This is a genomic window from Gordonia ajococcus, from assembly GCF_012974285.1.
Taxonomy (GTDB): domain Bacteria; phylum Actinomycetota; class Actinomycetes; order Mycobacteriales; family Mycobacteriaceae; genus Gordonia; species Gordonia amicalis.
This window is the reverse complement of record NZ_CP052884.1, coordinates 1,019,487-1,043,406: the sequence shown is the minus strand read 5'-3', so window position 1 is coordinate 1,043,406 and position 23,920 is coordinate 1,019,487. Positions and strand designations below refer to the sequence as shown.

Sequence of the window (23,920 nt, the reverse complement as noted above, 5' to 3'; positions counted from 1 at the left end):
CACCCCTGTCATGCGGTTTCCTCTTCTCGGGTGACGAGCCTCGCGGGCCGCACCGACCGAACATAGATCGCGAACAGGATCGCGTCGGTCACCACCGATGCGATCGCCGCCCCGACCGCACCGAAAACCGCCAGCGCGCAGACCGATCCGAGCTTCACCGGGACCAGGACGGCGGCCGCGGCGCTGCGCACGACGTCACGACGCTGCACGTAGAGCACCGTCGTCAGCACGTTGTTCATCACGCGCAACCCGACGAACAGCGAGATCACCACCAGCGCCCAGGCGAGCTCATGTGAGTACGGGGTTGCCAGCATCACGAACCCGGACACCATCACGAGCGCCGATGTCGCCGCCGCCATGATCACGACGTGCTTCACCGGCGGCCCCGCCGCCACCGCGCCATCGGCCGCACGCAGCTGCTCGTGATAGGTCCCGGCAAGCGACATCCCGACCTGGCCCGCCGCCCATCCGACCGTGGCGGCGATAGCGAAGTATCCAGCGACATCGGAATCCGTCACCGCCCCCAGCAACAGGATGTCGCCCTGCATGTAGAGCGCATTCGCGAGATGCTCACCGAACAGGATCGCGATGAGGCGCGCCGAGCCGGGGACCCCCGGTCTGGTACGCGGCGCAAACGTCGCGGCATGGAGGGCGATGACGACATACGGTGCGAGATAACAGAAACTCGCCGTCTCGAGGTCGGCCGACGGCGCGAACTGCAGATAGCCGATCGCGAGTGCGATGCTGACGAACTGCCGTGTGGTGTCGAATCGCATCACCCGATCGGGGTGGCCGTCGCGGAGTGCGCGGCTCTTGACCGCATTGAACACGATCTCGCCGCCGGCGACGGACAGTGCGAACCACACCAGATACGGTGCGCCGAGACACAGCGCGCCCACCACCATCAGACCGAGCCCCAACAGGACCCGGGTCACGCGCTCGGCTGCGAAGGCATCCTCCGCCTCGCGGATGGCACGCACCGCGAACGGATTGTCCAGTGGGGCCGCGATGATCGCACCGAGTGCGAAGGCCATCGCGTACTGCCCGTAGGCGCCGATGCCGAGGTGGAAGGTGAGAGCGACGGTCCAGCCGAGACCGGCCGCTCGTCCGCCGTAGGTCCAGCCGGCGGCCGCGAGCGCCTTGACGACGTGGCGTCGGCTGTCGACCGCCGACGCCGCCTCATCGGTGCCGGCCACACCGGTCTCGGCGGCGCCGCTCAGGCCCGGCACAACGCCCTCGCCCAGGTGTCGAGGTAGGTTCTGACGACCTCGTCGGGTTCACGCACCTCGCGCATCTCCTTCAGCGCCTCCCCCATCGCGGACAGCCGATCTCGCGACGTGACGAGTTCCGCCGCGGCCGAGGCCAACGCGTCCACTGTTTCCTCGTGCGTCCGTCCGCCCTCCTCGACGACGAGGACACCTCCCTCGGTCCGGAGCTCGCCGAGCGCACCGTGGCCGGTACACACGACCGGAGTGAGGTGTGCGATCGCGTCGGAGACGACGCTCGATCCGGGGAACGCCTCACCGTAGAGGCTCCGCGTGCCGTAGGGCACGACGAGCGCTCGGACGGAGGAGAAGTACGCGGGAAGATCCGCGTCGTCGACCCCGCCGAGGATCTCGACCCCGTCGAGGCCGGGTAGGGCTTCGGTGCCGCGGCCGGCGATCCGGATCGCGATGTCGTCGGGAAGGACACCCCGAAGCCGTTCGACATGCTCGAAACCCTTTCCGCGATAGACCAACCCGAACAGTCCGACCGCTTTCGGGCGATCCGGTGCGGCAACGACCTCACCGCGGCTCCAGACGGGCATGTGTGCATGCCGCACCGTGGTGTCCGGGTAGGCGCGCAGCAACGACCGCGCCCCGGCGTGGCTCATCGCGAACAGTGTCCGGGCTCCGACCACTCTCCGCTCGATCGCACGCGATAGCGGCCGGAGCGGGAAATGTACTGCGTGGTTGAGGAATCTGCGCCGCTCGAGGAACGCGACACGTCCCGGCCACCACACGAGACCAGGCGGATCGTGCACGGTCGCACTGACCAGGACGCCGCGTCGAATCCGTTCGAGTCCGGCAGTCGGCCAGAAGGATTCGACCGATCCGCCGGAGAACTCACCGTGCACGACGACCGGACGACCATCTGCGGCGTCGATGAGTTCGATGATCTCGCGGCGTCGCGCGCGCAGGTCGGTGACCGTGTCGGTACCCGGCCGCGGGTGCCGGACCTCGTGGAAGTCGGTGAGCCGCCGCCGCAGCATGTCCGCGAACACCTCGGAGTACGCCCCGACCCCGCCCGCGCTCCGCTCGGCGGCGACATAGATGACGCGGGCCCCGTCCAGCCCGTCCAGCCCGGACGTCCCGGGTTGCCCGATCGTCCCCGGCGTCGACTGCCCCGTCATCAGTAGAAGAGCGGCCGGTACTTGGGCCGGTACCGCAACGCCGACTCGGGCCGCCGGGAGATCGTCGTGGCCGGAACACCGCCGACGATGTCGAGGTCGGCGACGTCCTTGCTGACGAGCGCGCAGGCGGCGACCACGGCGCCTCGGCCGATGCTGACCCCGCTGACGATGGTGGCGCGGCTGGCGATCCAGGCGTAGTCGCCGATGTGGACCGGTTCGAGGACGGCCGCGAACTCCGGACTCGCCGGGTCGTGTTTACCGGCGATGATCTGGGTGTCGCTGGCGATCACCACGTTGTCGCCGATGCAGATGCCCGACCGCGCGTCGAACAGCACGCGGAAACCGATGGAGCAGGCCTCCCCGATGCGGATCTGGTCGATGTCGAAGACCTGGCACCCGCGCAGGATCGACGTGTCCTTGCCGATCTTCGCGCCGAACGCACGAAGGAACGCCTGCCGGATGGTGTGCGACGGGAGGTGGGTGACGATGGTGTTGTACAGCAGGATTCCGACCCGGTTCCTGGCCTTCGCGATCGTCGAGATCTCGGTGAAGGTGTACCGCGGATGGAAATCCGCGCGCTGCGGGACGGTCGGACCGGCGGGTCCGGCCGCCGGCGGTGTCGTCATCTCGGTACTCACGTGCGCTCCGCTCCCCTCGTGACCACGGCCTCGGACACGAGGTTCCTGATCTCCTTGATGAATGTCTCCTCGCCGAAATGGGCGACGTGTGCCTTGATCTGTTCGGCATCCCAGTCGCGCGTGGCGATCTCGGCGACGGCGGCCCGGATGCTCATCGGGTCGGGTGCGTCGAAGAACACGCCGTTCACGCCCTCCGCGATGGTGTCGAGGAAGCCGCCCCAGCGCAGTACGGCGCAGGGTTTGCCCCGCATACCGCCCTCGAGTGGCGTGAGACCGTAGTCCTCGTAGCTGGCGGCGATCACGGCGGTGCAGTGCTCGTACAGCCACCCCATCTCGGCGTCGGTCAGGTCGCACAGCATCGTCACGTTGTCGGGCGCGGTCGCGCGCAGGCGGTCCGCCTCGGGTCCGCGGCCCACGACCACCAGGTGCTCGTCGGTACCCCGGAAGGCATCGATCACCGCGTCGACGTTCTTGTACGCCAACAGGCGTGAGATACACAGGTGGTACGGGCGTACCGGTACACCCGCGGGCGCATCTGCCGTCCCGGACGGTGCCGGGGGCGGGATCACCGGAGCCGAGACCACCGTGGAATCGAGACCGTACGTCGCCGCGATGCGGTCGCGGACCGCACTCGATATCGCCAGATAGCGGTCACAGCCCAGTGCGGCGGCGCGGTCCCAGCGACGGAGTGCGGGGCCGAGCATCCTGATCGCGAGTCTCTTGATCGCACTGGATGATTCGCCGAGGTAGACATCGGTCTGGTAAAGCCAGCGAGCAGGCGAATAGCAGTAGACGAGCCGGTAGCCGGTGGTGTCGAAGCCGTGCGCCCAGCCGCTCGAACTCACCACCACGACGTCGGCGTCGATCCGCATCCGCGACGCGGCGAACGGCAACACGGGCAGCGCGGAGCGGTGATCGGTCCGCAGTGCCGCAACACGATTCACGGGTGAGGTGATGATCGTCTTGCCGCGGAACTCGTCGTAGGTCTGATCCGGCTCGTACAACAGCGTGTAGATCGGGGCATCCGGAAATGCCCTGCTGAGGGACAACACGACCCGTTCCGCCCCGCCCCGCTGAGTCAGATAGTCGTGAGCGATGGCCACTCTCGGCACTTTGTCCACGACGATCCCAGCATCCATCATGTGCACCACAGAACCACTTCTCCCCCGACTGATTACGAGTGCACGCACTCGTGCGGACCCCGATGCCCGCTCGAGAAGAATCGTAATGTGGAAACGCCCACTCCGGGCGGCGTGCTCGGTGTATGTGAGCTTGCCAACGCGGAGCGGGCGCGAGATCGTGCCTCCTTCAGGCGGCGGGTCAGGCCGCTCCCAGCACGCCTGCAGCGTATTTCGGGGTCCAGTCGTGTTTGTAGACGGCACCGAAGTTCTGTTCACGATCAGCCGGGTCGGGCCCGTTGTCACGGATGCTGTAGATGAATGTGGGGCCCACGAATCCGGCGGAGACGGCGAAGCTCATGACGTCCGTGATCTGCTTCGCCTGTTCCCATTCCGAGACGGCGTCGGCTGCGGTGCCGGTCGGAGCGCCGAGCTCGGTGAACCAGATCTTCTTCGCACCGTCGCCGCGCGCGATCATCAGGTTGCGTACCGCCGGGACGTCGGTGACGGCGTTCTCCGGATTGGCGTACAGGCCGCCGGGGAACACGTACGGGTGCATCGCAAGGGCGTCGAAGCTGCCCTTGGCACCGGCGTTGTACATGGCCGTGACGAAGTTCGGCGGCGAGTTCCAGCCGCCGGAACGGGCCAGACCTGCGGCGATGACGGTGGAGCCCCACTGCGTCGACTTGATGGCGCTGTAGGCGGCCTTCAACAGGGAGGTGTATCGCGCGGCGTCGACGGTCCACCCGAAGAAGATGGGCAGGTTCGGCTCGTTCCAAATCTGGTAGTTGGTGACCTTGCTGCCGTAGCGGGCGATGAACTTCTTCAGGAAGGCGGCCAGATCGGCGTTCTCGGTGGGCGGGGCGGTGAAGAAGGACCCCACCGGACGCGACCACGGCGGCGACGACACCACATTGGCCAGGACCTTGAGACCGCGGGCCCGTGCGGCGTTGATGATCCGGTCGGGGGTGGACCAGTTGTAGGAGTTCCTGGTCGTCTCGATCGCATTCCAGTCGATCGTCACACGCAGCCAGGTCGCCTTGGTCCGCTTGACCGCGTCCAGCTCACGACCGAGGTCGGAATCGTTAAGCCACAGCAGACCCGCGCCGCCGGCGAAGCCGAATCCGGCCGTGGTGACGGGCACCGCCGCATCGGTGGGGCCGGCCGCACTCCCGGAACCGAACCAGCTCGAGGTGTCGGGAGCCGCTTTCGCCGAACCCGACACGCTCCCGCCGATGACGAGTCCGAGCACCAGAGAGATGCTCACCACAAAGGCGGAGAGGAAGTGGGTTCTCGAAAGGCGGAATTGCCCGGATGATCGTATTGTCATGGCGCAGAGAGTACCGCCAAGTTCGGGGACCCATATGGGTGGCGGATTCCGAACCGGCTGTGTTCGCAGGTTTTACATGCTCTGGTCGGGGAATCAGTGCGTGTTCGAAAGTCGGTGACACGACATCGATGTCGTTCACCTCGCGCTGGGAGAAATTGTCGATGAAATCTGCGTTGATCACCGGTATCACCGGGCAGGACGGCCTCTACCTCGCCGAACTCCTGCATGCGAAGGGTTATCGGGTCGTGGGACTCGTTCGGGGACAGAACAATCCGAAGGCAGCCCGCCTCGCCGAATCACATCCGTACGTCGACATCGTGAGCGGCAATCTGCTCGATCTGTCCAGCCTGATGCGGGCCATGACCTACGCGAATCCGGATGAGGTGTACAACCTCGGCGCGGTCTCCTTCGTCGCCTACTCGTGGCAGAACGCCCGACTCACGAGCGATGTGACCGGTACGGGCGTACTGAACATGCTGGAAGCGGTTCGGCTCCATCAGGATACGACGGGCAAGGACATCCGCTACTACCAGGCGTCCAGCTCCGAGATGTTCGGGAAGGTGCAGGAGGTCCCCCAGCGCGAGTCCACGCTGCTGTGGCCGCGCTCGCCCTACGGCGTGAGCAAGGTCTTCGGCCACTACATGACGATCAACTACCGCGAGTCCTACGGGATGCACGCAAGTTCCGGAATCCTGTTCAACCACGAGTCGCCGCGTCGCGGCCCCGAGTTCGTCACCCGCAAGGTCACCCAGGCGGTCGCCCGCATCGCCCTCGGCATCGACGACTCCATCGCCCTCGGGAACCTCGATGCGCAGCGCGACTGGGGATTCGCCGGTGACTACGTCCGCGCGATGTGGTTGATGCTCCAGCAGGACATCGCCGACGACTACGTCATCTCGACCGGCGAGACCCATTCCATCCGGGAGTTGCTCGACGTCGCGTTCGGGGTCGTGGGCATCGACCGGTGGGATCATCTGGTCCGCATCGATCCCCGCTTCTTCCGTCCCGCCGAGGTCGATCTCCTCATCGGCGACAGCACCAAGGCACGTGAGCTCCTCGGCTGGAAGCCCGAGGTCGGTTTCGCCGAGCTGATCACGATGATGGTCGAGGCCGATCTCGACACCGAGTCGAAGAAGCTGGCCGGCAAGGTCGCATGACCCCGCCACGTGCCCTTGTCACCGGCGCGAACGGGCAGGACGGGCACCTGCTGATCGAGGAATTGGTCACGCTGGGTTGGGATGTCGTCGCCGTCGTACGACCGGGCCGAGCGGTGGGTCGCTCGTCCGGTGGCAATGTGGTAATGAGTCCGGTCGACCTCGCCGACCCGGAATCGACGCGCCGCGTGATCACCGACCACGCACCCGACCACATCTTCCACCTCGGCGCCGTGTCCTCGGTGTCGGAGAGCTGGCACGATCCGCTGACGACCGCCCGGGTGACCGCGATGTCGACCGTCGCGATCCTCGAGGCGGCGTCCGCACTCACCGACCTCGGACACCGTGTCCATGTCGTCAACGCCTCCAGCGCCGAGATCTTCGCGGGATCCACGATCACGCCCCAGGACGAGACCACGCCGATCGCGCCGGCGTCTCCCTACGGGGCGGCGAAAGCGTACGGCCACACCATGGCCGGGGTGGCGAGGTCGAAGGGATTGCAGGTCGCCAACGCCATCCTCTATCCACACGAGTCCCCGCTGCGTTCCACTCGTTTCGTGACCCGGAAGATCACCGCCGGAGTCGCGGCGATCGCGGTCGGCAGCACCGAACCACTCGTCCTGGGCAACCTCGATGCACGCCGGGACTGGGGGTGGGCGGGCGATCATGTGTCCGCGATGATCACCCTCGCCGTGAACCGGGCCAACGACGACTACGTGGTGGCGACCGGCGAATCCCACAGTGTCGGTGAGTTCGTCGCCACCGCCTTCGAGGTGGCCGGGATTCCGGAGTGGGAACACCTCGTGACGACCGATCCGTCGTTCGTCCGGCCGGCGGACGGCGTCGATCTGGTGGGCGATCCACGCAGGATCCGCGATGAGTTCGGCTGGCGGCCCAGGACCGGATTCACCGAGGTGGTCGAGGCCATGGTCCGGCACGACCTCGCCCTCCTCGGCGCGGACCAACCCCGGCGAGCGGCAATCGCATGACCTCGGCCCGCGACACGGTCCCGGGAGATCCCGGTTCCGGATTCCCCGGCGGAGCCCGACGCCTGATGTCGGTGCGTCGCCGGCAGTTCCGCTCACGGTCCTGGGTCCCGAGGTACACGAGAGCCCTCCGGTACACCGATCTGGTCGTGGTGGTCGCGTCGGTGGCACTGGCGCAACGACTCCGGTTCGGTCCCAGCGGTGCCCTCCACTCGGCCGCGGCGGTCCACCTCCCGTCGATCCTGGTGTCCGCGGTCCTGGTCGCCGTCTGGATGGTCGCGATCGCCGCCTTCCAGACCTACGACCGCCGGATCCTGGGATCCGGTCCGCAGGAGTACAGCCGCGTCGTCACCGCATGCTTCGCGGTGTTCGGCGGACTGGCGATCGTCGATCTCCTGGGCGGACTGAACATCGCCCGCGGTTACCTGGCGCTGGCCCTGCCGATGGGAACCATCGGACTGTTGCTGAGCCGGAACATCTTCCGCCGTCTCCTCGCACGGGCACGGGTCTCCGGGCGGCACCGTGAGTCGGTACTGATGGTCGGCGGTGTGGAGTCGGTGCGGCCGACCGTCCGGCGACTGGCGGCCGCCGCCCCACTGGGATACCAGGTCGTCGGCGCGTGCCTACCGCCCGGGCATCGTGGTACGGACACCGACATCGACGTCGACGGGGTGGCGATCCCGGTCCTCGGAGATTTCGACGACGTCCTCGCCGCCGTCGGGGCGTCGGGGGCGACCACCGTTGCGGTCACCTCGGCTGACGCCCTGGGGCATCAGGCGATGCAGGACCTGTCGTGGAATCTGCACGGACTCGACGTCGACATGGTGGTCGCACCAGGTGTCACGGATGTGACCGGTCCCCGGATGATGGTGCGTCCGGTCGCCGGGCTGCCACTGCTGCACATCGATCACCCGCGTTACGAATCGGCCACTCGGTTCCGCAAGGCCGCTCTCGATCGCTGTGGCGCAGCGGTTCTCCTGCTGGCACTGGCACCCGTGTTCCTGGCGGTTGCGGTCGCGGTGGTCGTCGACTCCGGCTTCCCGGTCTTCTATCGGGCCGACCGGGTCGGGCTGGGCAACAGGAACTTCCGCATGTGGAAGTTCCGGTCCATGATCGCCGGCGCCGACCGCATGAGGGACCGGCTCGGCGACCGTGACGACGGCGCGGGCCTGCTGTTCAAGGTCCGCGACGATCCGCGGGTCACCCGGGTCGGCAGGGTGATCCGCGCCTTCAGCCTCGACGAACTCCCCCAGTTGTTCAACGTTCTCACGGGCCAGATGAGCCTCGTGGGTCCGCGTCCGCCGTTGCCCGACGAGGTCGCGAAGTACGACGGTCGCGTCGCACGGCGGATGCTCGTCAAACCCGGGATGACGGGACTGTGGCAGGTGTCCGGGCGCTCGGACCTGTCGTGGGAGGAGTCGGTCCGGCTGGACCTCTCCTATGTGGAGAACTGGACCATCATGCAGGACCTGACCATCTTGTGGCGCACCGCACGAGCAGTCGTCGCGAAGGACGGAGCGTACTGAGCCCCGGGCACCCGCCGCCCGGAACGGTCGCCACTTCGGCCCGGAATTGCGTTCTCCACCCCGCGATTCGGAGACCGAAGTGGCGATCACTCGTTGCGGGAAGGGCCGGCAAGATCCCGATAGGCCTCGAACATCGCGCGTCCCAGCTCGCGCTGTCCGGCAGCGCTGTAATGGATGGTCTCCCCCGGGTTGTGCATGCCCTCCGGCCCCGGTACGTGGGCACATGCCGCGTGCCGGTCGGGTGTGGTCGCGTGGACATCCGCGATACCCGGGTACCGCGGATGTCCCGTGGCGATCTCCTCGGGCACCATCTGGCCGAGGATGAACGGCACCACCCCGAAATGGTCACGGAGACCGCGGATCAACGTGTCGAGCCGGTCCTGATAGACGTCGGGTGGCGTCAGCGGGACATCGCTCTCGCCCTGATGCCAGAGGATCGCCGCGAGTCGTGAACCGGCGCCCGCGGCGGTGAGAGCGTTGCCGATCTGCCGGACGGCGAGGTCGTACAGATTGACGCGCACGGACCGGTTCGCCGGGTCCCAGCTGTACCCGTTCTTCTGATGGAACGACGTGTCGCCGCGAGCCGACGGGACCAGCAGCACTGCCTCACCGGTGTGGTCGGCCAGCAGGGAACCGAACGTCGTCGCGAATCCGGCCCCGGCACCGGGGATCTCGTGGAGCAGCGGGTCCTCGGCCTGCAGTATCCGCCCGCGCCGCCGGCCGCATCCCGGCCACTGGTGGACCCGACGATCCGGCTGGGTGGGAAGCGCATCGACCCCGGCCATTCCGGCACCATGCGCATTCGACTGCCCGAGAACCGCGACCACCGAGTAACGATCGGCCGGTTCGACGGCGGTCCCCGCGGCGAGTAGACGTTTCACCGCGTCTTTCGTGCGGATGATCCGCTGGGCCCTGGCCGGCGCGTCCCCGTGGATTCGCACGTCGGACTCCGAGATCGACTGACCCGTCGTGGGTTCGTGCATGGCGTTCACCTCTCCGCGCAGGTCGACGATGCCGGTTCCCCGGCGAAGCGGGCCGAGATCCACGGCAGCAGTGCGGCCGCGTCCACATCTGGGTGCCCGCGGTCGGCTTGGTAGTCGACGGTCACCGAGTTGCCGGCGGCACAGGCGCGTTCGACGAACCTCGCAGTCCACTCCGCATCGATGAAGGTGTCGCGGCCGCCGTAGAGGACGTACATCGGCACCGGTGTCGGGGCCACCGGTACGGCATATCCGGCGAGGACCTCCGACAACCTGTACGCGGACTCCGGCGTGCCGGGTCCGATGTCGCGCGGCGCCAGCGACTCGGCCGCCTGCGCCCGGCCGGCGACTGCCGGTCCCGTACAGGCGGACAACGTGTCCCACGTCGCCACCGCCGCCCCTCGCCGGTAGTCGTCGAGCCGTACCGCCGGGTCGCGACGTGACCACGCCTCGACGATCCACTGCAGCATGAGCTGCTGGTCACCGGTGATCGTGCCGTTCCGGGACTTCTCGACCACATCGGCGATGTCCGCGGCCGGGACCATCGCGGCCGCACCGAGCATCGTCAGACCTCGGCCGTACTCGGGTGCCGCCATCGCGGCGGCCAGAACGGCTCCGCCACCCTGGGATCCGCCGTAGGCGACCCACTCCTCGGAGGCGTAGGGCACCACCGCCCGCAGCGCCCGGACGGAATCGATCACGTTCATACCCGCGGTCCGGGCGTCGAGATACGGGTGCACTCCCGGACTCCCGAGGCCCTGGTAATCGGGCAGTGCCACCACGAAACCCGCCTTGACGAGCCCGTGTGCGAGTTCGCCGAGACCGTACATCCCGGCGGCGACGGAGGGTGCGCACGGCTCGTCGATGCCGGTGGTGCCGTGCGCGAACGCCACGACCGGCCTCGTCTGACCGGCGTCGGGTTCCGGACCGGTGACCACCAGTCCACTGACGACGGTGGGTTCTCCCGAGTTCGCATCCGTGGACCAATAGGTCACCCGGATCGCGCGGGCGTCGTCGAGACGTGCCGAGATCGGCAGCGAGCCGGTGTATTCGGCCGACACCACCTTCCCGGGGCCCTCGACGATCGCGAACGGCACCGGGCCGTCCGCGGGGTCCCGGACTACGTTGACGAGACGGACACCCGAGATCACCATGACCAGCATGATCGTGTGCGTCACCAGCGCGAGCGGTGCCGCGATGAGGAGGGGATGCCGGCGGACGAAGCCGGTCATCGCCGACGCATCCTCCTGGCCACCACCATGGCGGGCTGCTCGATGTATCGATAGGTGATGCTCGCGAACACGAGGCTGACCGATCCGACGAGCAGGACGTTGACGATGAGACCCGTCACCGAATCACCCTGCAGCAGTCCGAGTCTGCCGATCACGATCATCAGCGGGAAATGCCAGAGGTAGATGCTCAGCGAGATCCGTCCGCTGTAGTCGAGCGGCTTCCAGTCGAGCGCGGTGGCGAGCCTGCCCTCCTGTCCCGCGGCGAGCGGCAGCACGATGATCAGGATGAGCAGCGCCGAGGACAGCGCTGTGAAGGTCGACTGATACGACGAGCCGGCCGCGATCAGCACCAGCATGATCAGCATCGACGGTACGAGCGCCACCGCCGACGCGATACGCAGACGCCGGGCGCCCCGAACCGAGATGTGGCCGGTGCCGACCGCGACGAACGCCGCGACGGCGAGCATGCCGAACGCGAAGTTGTCGGCGGCTGCGAAGAAGCTCCGCAGGATCACGGCGACGGCGTTGGGTCCCCAGTTCTGCTCGGTCACCGCGGTGATGCCCCGGGCCTCGGCGACCCGGCTCGCGACCATCTTGCCGATCGTCCCGACCACGATCAGGATCACCGGTGGTGTCACCACGAGGATCGCGGCATGCGTTCCGAACCGCCGCCGTAGCCACCACATGGCCATCCCGAACAGCGGCAACGACAGGTAGAAGCCGAATTCCAGTGTCAGCGACCACGATGGGCTGATGCCTGTCTGCAGGTACTGCGGGAAGTAGGTCTGCGTCAGGGTCAGGTTGGTCAGGAGCATCACCGGGTCGGTGATCATGCCCGTCCCGGTGTCCTTGCCGGTCTCACTCACGACGAACTCGTTCACGACGAAGCAAGCCTGGAGAACGTAGTTGGTGATGAGGAAGATCAGCAGGTACGCGGGGAACACCCGCAGCAGACGATGCGTCGCGTAGGAGCGGACATCGGGCGGGGACTCGCGGCCGCTCACCAGGCCCTTCACGTACGGGAGGTAGAGCAGGAAGCCGGACAGCGCGAAGAAGAAGATCAGGGCCTGACCCAGCAGCTGGAGTCCGCCACTGGCCATCGTGTCCGGCGAATTCTGCACGGCGACATGGACGATCAACACCGCCCAGCACGCGATTCCCCGCGGGCCGTCGAGGCCACGGATCCGACCGGCGTTCGGTGTCTTCTCGGTTGCGGGGACATCAACGGCGGGGATTCCCCGCCGTTCCAGGTTCTCGGTCATCCGGCTCTCTCGATCTCTGCGCATCGGTTGTAGCTCGGTTCGTCGTCGAATCGGGCGGTCAGCCAGCCCACCACCTGGCGGCCGTCGATGCCGCCGTGGTCGGCCGCGGGTTGGAACTGGGTGTGGACGATGTCGCCGCGTGCGCAACTGCGCCGCACGGCCGCCGCGGTCCACTCCGACCGGATCAGTTCGTCCTTGCCGCCGTAGATCACGATGGTCGGCGCCGCTGCGGGCAGGTCGGGAACAGCGCGTTCGCGCAACAGTTCCCGCAGCTCGGTCACGGCCTCGGGCGATGTCGGTCGGAATTCGTCGGCGCTCAGCGACTCGAGCACCTCGGCTCGCTGTGCCCCACGGGACGCCGAACACTGCGACAACTCATCCCAGGACGCGACGACCTCGGGCCCGACGAACCGGCGCAGGTCCAGCTCCGAGTTCTCGGCGTTCAGTGCCAGCAGCAGCCAGTTGTACAGCCCGTACTGTTCGACGGTCATGGCGCCGGAGGCCGCGAGGTCGGCGAGCCCGGAGACGTCGGCAGCCGGCGACAGCGCGGCGACACCCACGAGATCGAGTTCACTTCCGTACGTCTCGGCCAGCGCGTTGGCGGCCCACGCCGCCTGCCCGCCCTGTGAGCCACCCAGGGCTCCCCACCGGGTCCCGGTCTCCGGCACGAGATATCGGGCCGCCCGGACCGCATCGATCACGTTACGGCCGGAGGTGCGCGCATCGAGGTACGGATGGGTCGGACGCTGCTCGTCCGGATCGCCGAGGCCCTGGTAATCCGGGACGACGACGACGTAGCCCAGCTGGAGCCAGCTCGCGGCGGTGACCGCCAGGTCACCCAGATCGGACTTGAGCGTGACACCGCATTCGCCGAGTACACCGCTCGTGCCGTGCGGCAGGACGATGACCGGCCGGCCGCCTTCCGGCGCCGGACCCTTGGGAGCGAAGAACGCTCCCCACGTCTCGGTCTCCTCGCCGGTCCGGCCGTCGGTCGACACGTACTTGACGCGCAGCGCCAGTTGCGAATTCGCCCGCACCCGGCGGTCGAGCAACGGCATCGTCTCGGCTGCCCGCAACGCGCCGGGTCCAGCTCCGTCGGTGTTGACGCGATACTCGACGCCTCCCGCACCGGTCGTCGGAGTGGCCTGTTCGTCGGCGTCGGATGAACAGCCGGCGACGGCAATCACCGCGGCCACCAGCACCGACGTCATCCTGATGCGCCCGCTCGATCGTCTCCCCATCACGCTCCCCCTCCGATCGCGCCCACGATAGGCGCACCCCGATGTGCGGCGTCTGACGTACGCGGGACCCGCGCCTCCCGCGGATCCGACCGGCGTTCGGTGTCTTCTCGGTTGCGGGGACATCAACGGCGGGGATTCCCCGCCGTTCCAGGTTCTCGGTCATCCGGCTCTCTCGATCTCTGCGCATCGGTTGTAGCTCGGTTCGTCGTCGAATCGGGCGGTCAGCCAGCCCACCACCTGGCGGCCGTCGATGCCGCCGTGGTCGGCCGCGGGTTGGAACTGGGTGTGGACGATGTCGCCGCGTGCGCAACTGCGCCGCACGGCCGCCGCGGTCCACTCCGACCGGATCAGTTCGTCCTTGCCGCCGTAGATCACGATGGTCGGCGCCGCTGCGGGCAGGTCGGGAACAGCGCGTTCGCGCAACAGTTCCCGCAGCTCGGTCACGGCCTCGGGCGATGTCGGTCGGAATTCGTCGGCGCTCAGCGACTCGAGCACCTCGGCTCGCTGTGCCCCACGGGACGCCGAACACTGCGACAACTCATCCCAGGACGCGACGACCTCGGGCCCGACGAACCGGCGCAGGTCCAGCTCCGAGTTCTCGGCGTTCAGTGCCAGCAGCAGCCAGTTGTACAGCCCGTACTGTTCGACGGTCATGGCGCCGGAGGCCGCGAGGTCGGCGAGCCCGGAGACGTCGGCAGCCGGCGACAGCGCGGCGACACCCACGAGATCGAGTTCACTTCCGTACGTCTCGGCCAGCGCGTTGGCGGCCCACGCCGCCTGCCCGCCCTGTGAGCCACCCAGGGCTCCCCACCGGGTCCCGGTCTCCGGCACGAGATATCGGGCCGCCCGGACCGCATCGATCACGTTACGGCCGGAGGTGCGCGCATCGAGGTACGGATGGGTCGGACGCTGCTCGTCCGGATCGCCGAGGCCCTGGTAATCCGGGACGACGACGACGTAGCCCAGCTGGAGCCAGCTCGCGGCGGTGACCGCCAGGTCACCCAGATCGGACTTGAGCGTGACACCGCATTCGCCGAGTACACCGCTCGTGCCGTGCGGCAGGACGATGACCGGCCGGCCGCCTTCCGGCGCCGGACCCTTGGGAGCGAAGAACGCTCCCCACGTCTCGGTCTCCTCGCCGGTCCGGCCGTCGGTCGACACGTACTTGACGCGCAGCGCCAGTTGCGAATTCGCCCGCACCCGGCGGTCGAGCAACGGCATCGTCTCGGCTGCCCGCAACGCGCCGGGTCCAGCTCCGTCGGTGTTGACGCGATACTCGACGCCTCCCGCACCGGTCGTCGGAGTGGCCTGTTCGTCGGCGTCGGATGAACAGCCGGCGACGGCAATCACCGCGGCCACCAGCACCGACGTCATCCTGATGCGCCCGCTCGATCGTCTCCCCATCACGCTCCCCCTCCGATCGCGCCCACGATAGGCGCACCCCGATGTGCGGCGTCTGACGTACGCGGGACCCGCGCCTCCCGCGGATCCACGACCCGGTCGCGCGCGACCTCCACGCCGATCACGAGCACCAGACCCATTAGCAGGCCGAGGAGCACAGCGGTCGTGATCGTGCCCCAGAACTCGGGCAGCACAGGTGCATCCGGCACCGAGGCGACGTCGATCACGTCGATCTCGTGCAGCGGTCCCGCGACCGGGCCGTCGCTCCACTCGAGTTCGGTCACCAGCACCCGGAGGACGTCGACCACCGAATTCGCGAGGTGGGCGGCGGCCTCCGCCGTCGGGCCGGTGGCCACGACGTCGAGGACGGCACTGTCGAGAGGCGAGCCGACGGTCAGCCGCTCGCGGAGACCGTCCGGGGTGACGGCGTCACCGAGCAGCCCGGCGTCGTCCGCACGGGCCACCCGCGACAGCACCTGGTCCGACACCGCGAGCTGCACATACGATGCCGACCGCAGCTGACCGGCGAGGTCGCTGGCGCGTTCGGCGCCGACGCTGGCCGGCCCCGGCGCGATGATCAGTGCGCTCGAGTGCGCCTCATAGGTTTTCGGCATCAGGGCGTACGCACCGACGCCGACGGCAGCGGCCGCGATCACCGTCGCCACGAGCACGACGAGGTTGCGGCGCACGATCGCCAGATAGTCCGCCGGTCGGCGGGTCGACGGTGACCTCATGGGCGGTCCCCGCAGTTCTGCGGCGGCTTCCACCCGGACTCCAGGGACTTCATCCAGGCCACCGATTGTCCGGAGTCGAGCTGGGCATGGGTCTCCCCGATCCGGCGCATGGCCTGGATGGGCGACCCGGCGGCGCAGGACCGGCGGATCGCCCGCTCGGTCCACGGAGCGGCGATGAGTGGGTCCTCGGTGCCGTACATGATGAGCATCGGCGCAGTGGCCCTGCCCACCGGGAGCGATGTGGCGGCGAGGTGGTCGCGGAGTCGTGCCGCCGCCTCCGGGGTGTGCGGTGCGACATCCTCGACGCCGATGGAGTTCAGCACCCGCTGGGTCTGCTGGACGTCGATCGGGATGCAGCGGAGTACCTCGGACCAGTTCTTCCGCAGGAACTCCGAGCGGTAGTCGTCGCGGTCGAACTCGTCGGGCAGCACGCGTGCGAGCGAATCGATCAGGTAGGCCATCATCGGGACCTGATCGGCGGTGAGCGTGCCCTTCTCGGCTCGTTCGACCAGTCCGGTCATGTCCGACACCGGCACCAGGGCCACGGTGCCCAGGAGGTCGAGTCCCCCGCCGTAGGTCGGTGCGAGTTCGCCCGCCGCCCACGACGCCATCCCACCGAGCGAGACGCCGTAGGAGATCCAGGTGTCGCCCAGCCCGGGGAAGACCGCACGGGCGGCACGCACCGCGTCGATCATGTTGTAGCCGTAGGTGCGCGCGTCGAGGAACGGGTGATCGACGTCCCGCATGCCGAGGCCCTCGTAGTCGCTCATCGCGACGGCGAAACCGTTGAGCACCAGTGCTGCGATGATCTCGTCGCTGCCGATCAGGTTGACGTACTCCGAAGGACCGCAGTCGTCGAGGACACCGGTGGTGCCGTGCCCGAAGGCGATCGTCGTCCAGCCACCGGGCGGCGGTTCGCCCTTCGGGGTCACGACGATCCCCGAGACCACCGTCGGCGACCGGTCGAGACCCGACGTCGACCGGTACTCGACCCGTTTGACGATCGCACCGAGTTCGGTGATCACCGGAATCGGTCCGCGGGGCGGGTCCTCGACCTCGAGCACCGCTCCGGGTCGCCCGGTGTCGGCGGCACCCCGGACGACCGGTTCCGGGTAGGGAGTGACCAGGTCGGGCGGTGGCTGGAGAACGAGCGGGACCGCCGGGTCCGATTCGGGCCCATCGGTGAACACTGTTGTGCCACAGCCACTCATCACGAGCACCGTCGCCATCAGGGAGGCGGCGAACCGCCCGCGGGTCGACGCCCGCGTCAACGACCCCGCCCGTCCGACGGGACACCGGCCGCCGCGGCCGGGCCGGAACCGTTGGGTGAGGAGTGGCCGATCGTGGCGCGGATCGTCCCGGTCGCGCTGTCCGGAGCGGACTCGATGTTCTCGTCGGGGACAGTATCGTCGGCGTACACCGCGTCGTCGACCGGTTGCTCGTCGGCACCGGACTCCGTGACGGACGAATCCGGCGACGACATCGGCCCCCGCTTGCCGCCGACGAGTACCGTACCGATCACCGATCCGACGAGCTCGATGGCGGCGACACTGTCGCTCAGCGCCTTTCGGGTCGCCGTGCCGCTTCGCACCACCACGACCATCGCGTCGGCAAGAGCCGAGTACACGATCGAATCCGACGACGTACCCCGCTGGGTCGATCCCGGCTTCTCCGGCCTCATGGGCGGGCAGGCGATGACGATGTAGTCGAAGCGCTCGCGCAGTTCGTCGAGCACCGATCCCATGACCGGACTGCTCACGAGGGCACCGGATTCCGGCGGCACCGGGCCGGCGGGGAGGATGGTGAGCGCACCGTGGCGGACGTACGGGTCGACGCTGCCGGCACTCCCGGTCAGCACGGTGGACAGTCCGTGATCCGCGGAGATCTCGGCACCCGCGGTCAGGCCACCGCCGGACAGGTCGCCGTCGACGAGCAGGACGGTGTTCCCCGTGGCGGCCACGGTCGAGGCGAAGCGGGCGGCGATGTCGGCTGCCCGGGCCTCAGGCCCGACGCCGGTGAATCCGATCACCCGCGGTGCCCGGTCCTGCTCGTTGCGCCGTCCACCGAGGAAGCGGATCAGATTGTGCAGTCCGCGAAGGGCATCCGCGTCGGGATCGACGGACTCGCCGCCACCGATCGCCTCGACTGACACCGGGTGGGGCGACAGCACCGCGAGTACGGGATGGTGGGTCGAATCGACGGCGGTGGCCTCGTCGACGACGGTTCCGCGACGCCGCCACCCGAGCAGCAGCGCGACCACGACACCGACGACGAGTCCGGCGCCGACACCGATCCCGGTCCAGAGCATCCAGGGCGCCCCGGCGGGTGCCGGCAGACCCGGTTCGTCGTAGAGGACCGCGGAGGCCGCCGAGGTCCCGCCGCGTCGTGACGTCTCGAGTTCCTGCACGACCTCGACGGTCTGCTGGGCGACGGCGGACGCATACGACTGGGCCCGTTGCGGACTCGGTCCCGATACCGAGATGGTGAGGATGACGGTGTCCTCGACGGGTAGCGCCGTCGTCTGCGATTGCAGGTCAGCGGGGCCGATGGCCCCCTCCAGCGCCTGGGAGGCGCGGGTGGCCACCTGCTCACTGGTCGCGATCTGGGCATACGAGTTGACGCGCCCCTCGGCGAAGAGGTTGTTCTGGTACGACTCGCCCACCGAGGTGCCGCCCTCGGCGGTGACGAAGAGGCGGGCCGTCGACACGTAGTCGACGGACGTGAAGTACATGCCGTAGCCGAATCCGACCAGTCCGCCGACGAGAACGCTCGCCACGACGGCCCACCAATAGCGGACCGCGGTGCGGACATATTCGTTGAATGGCACGAGACCTGCTCCTTCCGGCGATGGCGGAGCAAGACCGAGGGATCGAGTGATCAACCGTGGAAATGTCTGTGAAACATTTCCACGGCGGATTGTTCGAAACCTGGTGCCTTTCCCCGACGCGCCAACTCTAACCACTGTCGGCCGGTCGCGCGCTTCGAGAGCTGTGATCTCTGACTCGTCGTGGCCCACTTACGTTTCGGTCGAGATCTCACCCGATGCCCACCGCCGGATCGTGTCATGATGCCCCGGTGGGGATTGTTCGTTCACTTGCGATCGTGACCGCGGTGGCGGTCGGCACCTTCGGCTGCCTCCTCGCCGGCGAGTCCGTCGTCACCGCGGCCTTTCTGGGAATCGCGTTGATCGCGGGAGCATATGTGGGACTGCAACATCCGACGTGGTTGTGGTGGGCACTCGCCGTCGTCGTCGCCGTGCTTCCCGCCGGGTACGTCCCCGGTACGCCCGTGCCATTGATCTTCACCCTCACCATGGCCGTGCTGCTCGCCACCGTTCTCCACCCCCGCGACACGGTGAGCTGTACGCCGCTCGAGTACGCACTCATCGCCTTCGTCGGCGTCGCCGGCCTGTCGGTGGTGGCCACCCTGCACAAGGTCGACGACATCGTCGAGTACGCGAAGTGGTCGGGTGCGATCCTCCTCGTCGTCGCGCTGTTGCGGCTGCGCGCCGATCAACTGAGGACCTTCGGCAGGGTCTTCGTCGTGGCATCGGTCGTGTCGGCGGCGACGGGCCTCGCAATGCTGACGATCGACAAGTCCGCACGGACCTTCGATCTGCTGTCCCCCTTCGGATATGACGCGTCGTCGGCGGGCCGGTTCGTCTTCGACGGCGCCTCGGTGACGGCTCGGTTGTCGGGCACCTACATCGACCCGAACGCCGCGGGCATCGGCTTCCTGGCGGCGCTGATGATCAGCCTGCTGGTCTTCGAGGGCCGCCGGCGCTGGGTTCTCGCGCTGCTCCTGTTCGCGGCCGTCGCGATGACCCTGAGTCGCGCGGCGATCTTCTCCGTCGTCCTGGCGCTCCTCCTGATGCTCGCCTTCCACACCATGTCGACCCGCGGACGCACCGCGATCATCGGGACACTCGCGGGCGGGATGGCCCTGCTGTCGGCGATCCCCGCGTCGCGGCGCCGGATCTTCTCGTCCTTCGGCGAGAGCGACACCGGGTCGACCGCACGCACCGACGCGCTGCGCGAGTTCCCCGAGAAGATGAGCGGGCACTGGTTGTTCGGACACGGTTGGGGCATCGCCGAATTCAAGGATCCGGAGAAGGCGTTCACCATCAACTACGTGGCCAACGCGCCGCTGCTGTCGGTCTATCGCGGTGGACTCCTCGTCGGAATCGTGTTCACCGCGATCATGATCTACGCCTGCTACCTCGCCTACCGCTGCCTGCGGTCCTCCCGGTCCGAGATCGCCCTGTACGGCGGTTGCTTCATCGCTTTCTTCGTCCTGGGTATGCAGCTCGACTTCAGCACCGTGTCCATCCCGGTCTCGGTGACCGACCTGTCGCTGATGCTGGTGTTCCTCATCGTGGCGCTACGGAGTTCCGGAGCCGACGACCTCGTCCGGCACACCCGGCCGGCCGAACATCCCGCGCCGCTCTCCGTCAGGACGCGTGTGCCACGGTGAGACGTGTTGTCCGACTACTGTTCTGCATCTTCCTCGTCGTCACGGTCGTCGGCGGCACCGTCGGCTACCAGCTGTTCACGCGGACCCACGATGATCCGCTGCGCGAGGTCGACGCCATCGTCGTACTGGGCGGCGAACACGACGGACGCGAGGACTACGGAATCGAGTTGGCACGCAGGGGTTATGCCGACCACGTGCTGATCTCCGACCCGTATCGTCCCTACACCGAGCAGGATTCGATGATGCCGCGCGTGTGCTCGGCGAGCACCCCGGACATCACCGTCACCTGCTTCGAACCCCATCCCTCCACGACCCGCGGCGAGGCGATGTTCGTCCAGGAGATGGCACGTCGCCACGACTGGCGCGAGGTCATCGTCGTCAGCTGGAGCTATCACCTGGTGCGGGCCCGGTTCATCTTCGGCCAGTGCTTCGACGGCGACGTCGTCATGCACGCGGTACCACGTGACTACAGCCCCAACCCCGTGCTCTGGGGTGCGGTGTACGCATACCAGTACGGCGGCCTCGGAAAGGCCGCCGTACTCGGGTGTGACTGAGTCCCTCGAGGGAACCTGCGATCAGCCGTTGAAGATGTCGCGCAACGCCTCCACCTCGGCGACCCGCTCGGCGTGGGTCGGCGCGGTCGGCGAGGCGAGGATGCAGGTGACGCCCGCCTCGCGGAACGCGGCCACGCGCTCGGCGACCTGGGCCCTGGACCCGATGAGCGACATGGCGCTCACCAGGTCGTCGGGGACCGCCGCGGCCGCCTCGACCTTCTTGCCGTCGAGGTAGAGGTCCTGGATGAGCTTCGCCTCGTCGGCATAGCCGTACCGGATGGCGAGCTGGTTGTAGAAGTTCTTGTCCCGCGCGCCCATGCCGCCGATGTACAGCGCGGCGTGATGGCGGACGAGTTCCCTCGAGTTGTTGATCTGCTCCGGATCGTCGGAGATCCGGGCGGTGGCCTGGACGACGATGCCGAGGTCGCCCAGAGACGGGTCGCGCTTGGCCCTGCCGGCGGCGAGCGACTCACCGAACGCGGCGTCGATGTGCTCCGGGTGGAACAGGATCGGCTGCAGCTCGTCGAACATCTCCGCGGCCAGCTCGATGTTCTTGGGGCCGATGGCGGCCAGCAGGAGCGGGATGTTGTCGCGGACGGGATGGTTGATGATCTTGAGCGACTTGCCGAGTCCGGAACCGCCGTGCTCCTCGTCGAGCGGAAGCGTGTAGTGCTTGCCCTGGTAATCGAGCTTCTCGCGACGCCAGACCATGCGGCAGATCTCTGCGTGCTCGCGGGCCCGGCCCAGCGGGTAGTCGTACTTCACGCCGTGGAAGCCCTCGATGACCTGCGGTCCGGAGGCGCCGATACCGAGTACCGCACGGCCGCCACTGATGTAGTCGAGACCGGCCGCGGTCATCGCGAGATTGGTGGGGGTGCGCGAGTACATCGGCAGGATCGCGGTCTGCAGTTCCATCGTCTCGGTCTTCGCGGCGATGTAACCGAGCTGGGAGACGGCGTCGAAGCTGTAGGCCTCCGGGACCGCGATGCGTTCCACGCCCGCGGCCTCGAAGTCGGCGAGGTTGTTGATGGTCTCGCGGAAGGCGCCTGCGTAGTTGATCGGCATGCCCAGCTTCATCGATGTCATGGCGTCGGATTCTTCCACAGCAACCACCCGTTGGACCATGATCAGCCGAACGTTCCATCGCTCCCCGGAGCGATACCCACCACACCTGCACTGAAGTGCGGTGACCTAGCCCGACACACCGACGACACAGCGAATACCGGCCGAACCGCGCCGGAACGTTTGGGAAATTCGGAGCCGAGCCCTCATCATGAAAACCATGAGCGGCGAGATGCTGATCCTGGTGCTGTTGGTGATCACGGCCCTCGGCTTCGATTTCACCAACGGTTTCCACGACACCGGCAACGCCATGGCAACCTCGATCGCCACCGGTGCGCTGAAACCCAAGACAGCCGTCGGGCTCTCCGCCGTCCTCAATCTCGTCGGCGCCTTCCTCTCGGTCGAGGTCGCCGCCACCATCACCAAAGACGTCCTGAACATCCAGCAGACCTCCGGCGCCGACGCCGGCGAGATCGTGACCGGCCTCACTCCCGCGACCGCGCTGTTGATCATCTTCGCCGGACTCATCGGCGGCATCCTCTGGAACCTCTTCACCTGGCTCTTCGGCCTCCCGTCGAGTTCCTCGCACGCGCTGTTCGGCGGGCTCATCGGTTCCGGGATCGCGGCCATCGGCCTCTCGGGCGTGAACTGGCACGGTGTGTTCGGCAAGATCATCGTGCCCGCGCTGCTGGCCCCGGTGATCGCCTGTGTCGTCGCCGCGTGCGGGACCTGGCTCGTCTTCACCATCACGCGTCGTCTCGCGGAGAGCCGCAAGGAACAGGGCTTCCTGTACGGCCAGATCGCCAGCGCCTCACTGGTCTCCCTCGCCCACGGCACCGGAGACGCACAAAAGACCATGGGTGTGATCGCGATGGCGCTGATCGTCACCGGACACCTCGACGCCTCGACCGTGAGTCACGGCCTGCCGCTCTGGGTCGTGGCGAGTTGCGCCGCCGCCATCGCGATCGGAACCTACCTCGGTGGCTGGCGCATCATCCGGACCCTCGGAAAAGGCCTGGTGGAGATCAGCTCCCCGCAGGGCATGGCCGCCGAGGCCTCGTCGGCCGCGATCATCCTGACCTCCAGCGCGGCCGGGATGGCGCTGTCCACCACACAGGTGGCCACCGGTTCGATCCTCGGCTCCGGTATCGGCAAGCGCGGTGCGCAGGTCCGCTGGAGCGTCGCCGGCCGGATGGCCGTGGCGTGGCTCACCACCCTGCCGGCGGCGGGGCTCGTCGGCGCGGCGTCGTTCTACATCGCTCACCTGCTCGGCGACGTGGCGGGAGCGGTGGCGATCTTCGGTCTGCTCATCGCCGGCTCGGCCTACATGTACTGGCGCGCCCAGCAGAACAAGGTCGACGCCGGCAACGTCAACGACGACTGGGACGAGACCACCGGATCGGTGCTGCCCGCGGACCTGTCGACCGATCCCGGAACCACCCCCGACACCCCTGCGCGCTCGGCCTGACCGCCGGCATCACAACGACCACGCGCGAACACACGAAAGGACCCAGCGGAGATGGACATCGTCGAGGCGATCGGCAAGGTGCTGATCATCGGCCTGCTCTTCGGCGCCGGTCTGCCCGCACTGTTCGCGTTCGGCCTGCGATGTCACGAGCAGGGTTCCGACGAGGTCGTCGACGGCTCGCTCGTCAGGGGCAGGCCGGCGTTGCGCGTGCTCAGCTACCCGATCTTCGCCGTCGTCCTACTGGTCATCCTCACCGCACTGTTGTGGATCACCCGTCAGACCATCTACTTCCACACCGGAATCAAGCTCTTCCCATTTGGTTACAAGTGATGCCCACCTGGGTAAACGGTGACCACAGATGTGCACGAG

At 67.8% G+C, this 23,920-nt stretch carries 21 protein-coding genes; 7 read left to right on the top strand and 14 right to left on the bottom strand.

Annotated features, from left to right (window positions below; genetic code table 11):
• Nucleotides 1-8 precede the first annotated feature (8 nt).
• The 5 genes from GAA2_RS04825 to GAA2_RS04805 all read right to left on the bottom strand — a co-directional run bounded on the left by GAA2_RS04825 (nucleotide 9) and on the right by GAA2_RS04805 (nucleotide 5,418).
• A complete protein-coding gene (locus GAA2_RS04825; protein ID WP_006435265.1) occupies nucleotides 9-1,229 on the bottom strand; it encodes a lipopolysaccharide biosynthesis protein in 1,221 nt (406 codons plus the stop codon).
• On the bottom strand, nucleotides 1,217-2,392 hold the full coding sequence (locus GAA2_RS04820; RefSeq protein WP_006435264.1) for a glycosyltransferase: 1,176 nt from the start codon (nucleotides 2,390-2,392) through the stop codon (nucleotides 1,217-1,219). The genes GAA2_RS04825 and GAA2_RS04820 overlap by 13 nt, the downstream gene beginning before the upstream one ends.
• The gene (locus tag GAA2_RS04815; protein WP_024498662.1) at nucleotides 2,392-3,018 is read right to left on the bottom strand and encodes an acyltransferase; all 627 of its coding nucleotides are present in this window, start codon (nucleotides 3,016-3,018) and stop codon (nucleotides 2,392-2,394) included. The genes GAA2_RS04820 and GAA2_RS04815 overlap by 1 nt, the downstream gene beginning before the upstream one ends.
• An 8-nt stretch (nucleotides 3,019-3,026) precedes the next feature.
• Nucleotides 3,027-4,172 (bottom strand): glycosyltransferase, encoded by a 1,146-nt coding sequence (locus GAA2_RS04810; RefSeq protein ID WP_210737933.1) that lies wholly within the window; start codon nucleotides 4,170-4,172, stop codon nucleotides 3,027-3,029.
• A gap of 178 nt (nucleotides 4,173-4,350) precedes the next feature.
• Nucleotides 4,351-5,418, bottom strand: coding sequence for a cellulase family glycosylhydrolase (locus GAA2_RS04805; RefSeq protein WP_024498663.1), 1,068 nt, complete (start codon nucleotides 5,416-5,418; stop codon nucleotides 4,351-4,353).
• A 221-nt stretch (nucleotides 5,419-5,639) separates the two neighbouring features.
• Here GAA2_RS04805 and GAA2_RS04800 point away from each other — a divergent pair, with 221 nt between their 5' ends.
• Genes GAA2_RS04800 through GAA2_RS04790 form a run of 3 tightly spaced genes read left to right on the top strand, consistent with a single transcriptional unit; the run spans nucleotide 5,640 to nucleotide 9,144 of the window.
• Nucleotides 5,640-6,635: a GDP-mannose 4,6-dehydratase gene (locus tag GAA2_RS04800; RefSeq protein WP_006435260.1), complete on the top strand. Its 996-nt coding sequence runs from the start codon at nucleotides 5,640-5,642 to the stop codon at nucleotides 6,633-6,635.
• Complete coding sequence (locus GAA2_RS04795; RefSeq protein ID WP_159405531.1) at nucleotides 6,632-7,621, top strand: GDP-mannose 4,6-dehydratase; 990 nt, start codon at nucleotides 6,632-6,634, stop codon at nucleotides 7,619-7,621. The genes GAA2_RS04800 and GAA2_RS04795 overlap by 4 nt, the downstream gene beginning before the upstream one ends.
• Entirely contained in the window at nucleotides 7,618-9,144 is a 1,527-nt protein-coding gene (locus GAA2_RS04790) for a sugar transferase (RefSeq protein ID WP_006435258.1), read from the top strand. The genes GAA2_RS04795 and GAA2_RS04790 overlap by 4 nt, the downstream gene beginning before the upstream one ends.
• Nucleotides 9,145-9,230: 86 nt before the next feature.
• Here the strand turns inward: GAA2_RS04790 and GAA2_RS04785 are convergent, their stop codons facing one another.
• The 8 genes from GAA2_RS04785 to GAA2_RS04750 form a co-directional block, all read right to left on the bottom strand.
• A complete protein-coding gene (locus tag GAA2_RS04785) occupies nucleotides 9,231-10,127 on the bottom strand; it encodes a sialate O-acetylesterase (protein WP_006435257.1) in 897 nt (298 codons plus the stop codon).
• A 5-nt stretch (nucleotides 10,128-10,132) separates the two neighbouring features.
• The gene (locus GAA2_RS04780; protein WP_024498666.1) at nucleotides 10,133-11,356 is read right to left on the bottom strand and encodes a lipase family protein; all 1,224 of its coding nucleotides are present in this window, start codon (nucleotides 11,354-11,356) and stop codon (nucleotides 10,133-10,135) included.
• Nucleotides 11,353-12,618 carry an acyltransferase family protein gene (locus GAA2_RS04775; RefSeq protein ID WP_006435255.1) on the bottom strand — a complete coding sequence of 422 codons (1,266 nt, stop codon included), beginning with the start codon at nucleotides 12,616-12,618 and terminating at the stop codon, nucleotides 11,353-11,355. The genes GAA2_RS04780 and GAA2_RS04775 overlap by 4 nt, the downstream gene beginning before the upstream one ends.
• Nucleotides 12,615-13,859, bottom strand: a complete 1,245-nt coding sequence (locus tag GAA2_RS04770) for an alpha/beta fold hydrolase (protein ID WP_051349608.1) — start codon at nucleotides 13,857-13,859, stop codon at nucleotides 12,615-12,617. Before GAA2_RS04770 ends, GAA2_RS04775 begins: the two co-directional genes overlap by 4 nt.
• Before the next feature lie 159 nt (nucleotides 13,860-14,018).
• Entirely contained in the window at nucleotides 14,019-15,263 is a 1,245-nt protein-coding gene (locus GAA2_RS04765; protein ID WP_051349608.1) for an alpha/beta fold hydrolase, read from the bottom strand.
• On the bottom strand, nucleotides 15,263-15,994 hold the full coding sequence (locus tag GAA2_RS04760; protein WP_006435253.1) for a hypothetical protein: 732 nt from the start codon (nucleotides 15,992-15,994) through the stop codon (nucleotides 15,263-15,265). Before GAA2_RS04760 ends, GAA2_RS04765 begins: the two co-directional genes overlap by 1 nt.
• Nucleotides 15,991-17,265, bottom strand: a complete 1,275-nt coding sequence (locus tag GAA2_RS04755; RefSeq protein ID WP_006435252.1) for an alpha/beta hydrolase — start codon at nucleotides 17,263-17,265, stop codon at nucleotides 15,991-15,993. Before GAA2_RS04755 ends, GAA2_RS04760 begins: the two co-directional genes overlap by 4 nt.
• The gene (locus GAA2_RS04750) at nucleotides 17,262-18,821 is read right to left on the bottom strand and encodes a polysaccharide biosynthesis tyrosine autokinase (protein WP_006435251.1); all 1,560 of its coding nucleotides are present in this window, start codon (nucleotides 18,819-18,821) and stop codon (nucleotides 17,262-17,264) included. Before GAA2_RS04750 ends, GAA2_RS04755 begins: the two co-directional genes overlap by 4 nt.
• 275 nt (nucleotides 18,822-19,096) lie before the next feature.
• On the opposite strand from GAA2_RS04750, the gene GAA2_RS04745 reads away from it, so the two are divergent.
• Nucleotides 19,097-20,467 (top strand): O-antigen ligase family protein, encoded by a 1,371-nt coding sequence (locus GAA2_RS04745; RefSeq protein ID WP_232513063.1) that lies wholly within the window; start codon nucleotides 19,097-19,099, stop codon nucleotides 20,465-20,467.
• Nucleotides 20,464-21,021: a YdcF family protein gene (locus tag GAA2_RS04740; protein ID WP_006435249.1), complete on the top strand. Its 558-nt coding sequence runs from the start codon at nucleotides 20,464-20,466 to the stop codon at nucleotides 21,019-21,021. The genes GAA2_RS04745 and GAA2_RS04740 overlap by 4 nt, the downstream gene beginning before the upstream one ends.
• A gap of 21 nt (nucleotides 21,022-21,042) precedes the next feature.
• Here the strand turns inward: GAA2_RS04740 and GAA2_RS04735 are convergent, their stop codons facing one another.
• On the bottom strand, nucleotides 21,043-22,107 hold the full coding sequence (locus GAA2_RS04735; RefSeq protein WP_024498670.1) for an LLM class F420-dependent oxidoreductase: 1,065 nt from the start codon (nucleotides 22,105-22,107) through the stop codon (nucleotides 21,043-21,045).
• Nucleotides 22,108-22,303: 196 nt separating this feature from the next.
• On the opposite strand from GAA2_RS04735, the gene GAA2_RS04730 reads away from it, so the two are divergent.
• On the top strand, nucleotides 22,304-23,551 hold the full coding sequence (locus tag GAA2_RS04730) for an inorganic phosphate transporter (RefSeq protein WP_024498671.1): 1,248 nt from the start codon (nucleotides 22,304-22,306) through the stop codon (nucleotides 23,549-23,551).
• Nucleotides 23,552-23,602: 51 nt separating this feature from the next.
• Nucleotides 23,603-23,881, top strand: coding sequence for a hypothetical protein (locus GAA2_RS04725; protein ID WP_006435245.1), 279 nt, complete (start codon nucleotides 23,603-23,605; stop codon nucleotides 23,879-23,881).
• Nucleotides 23,882-23,920: the final 39 nt, after the last annotated feature.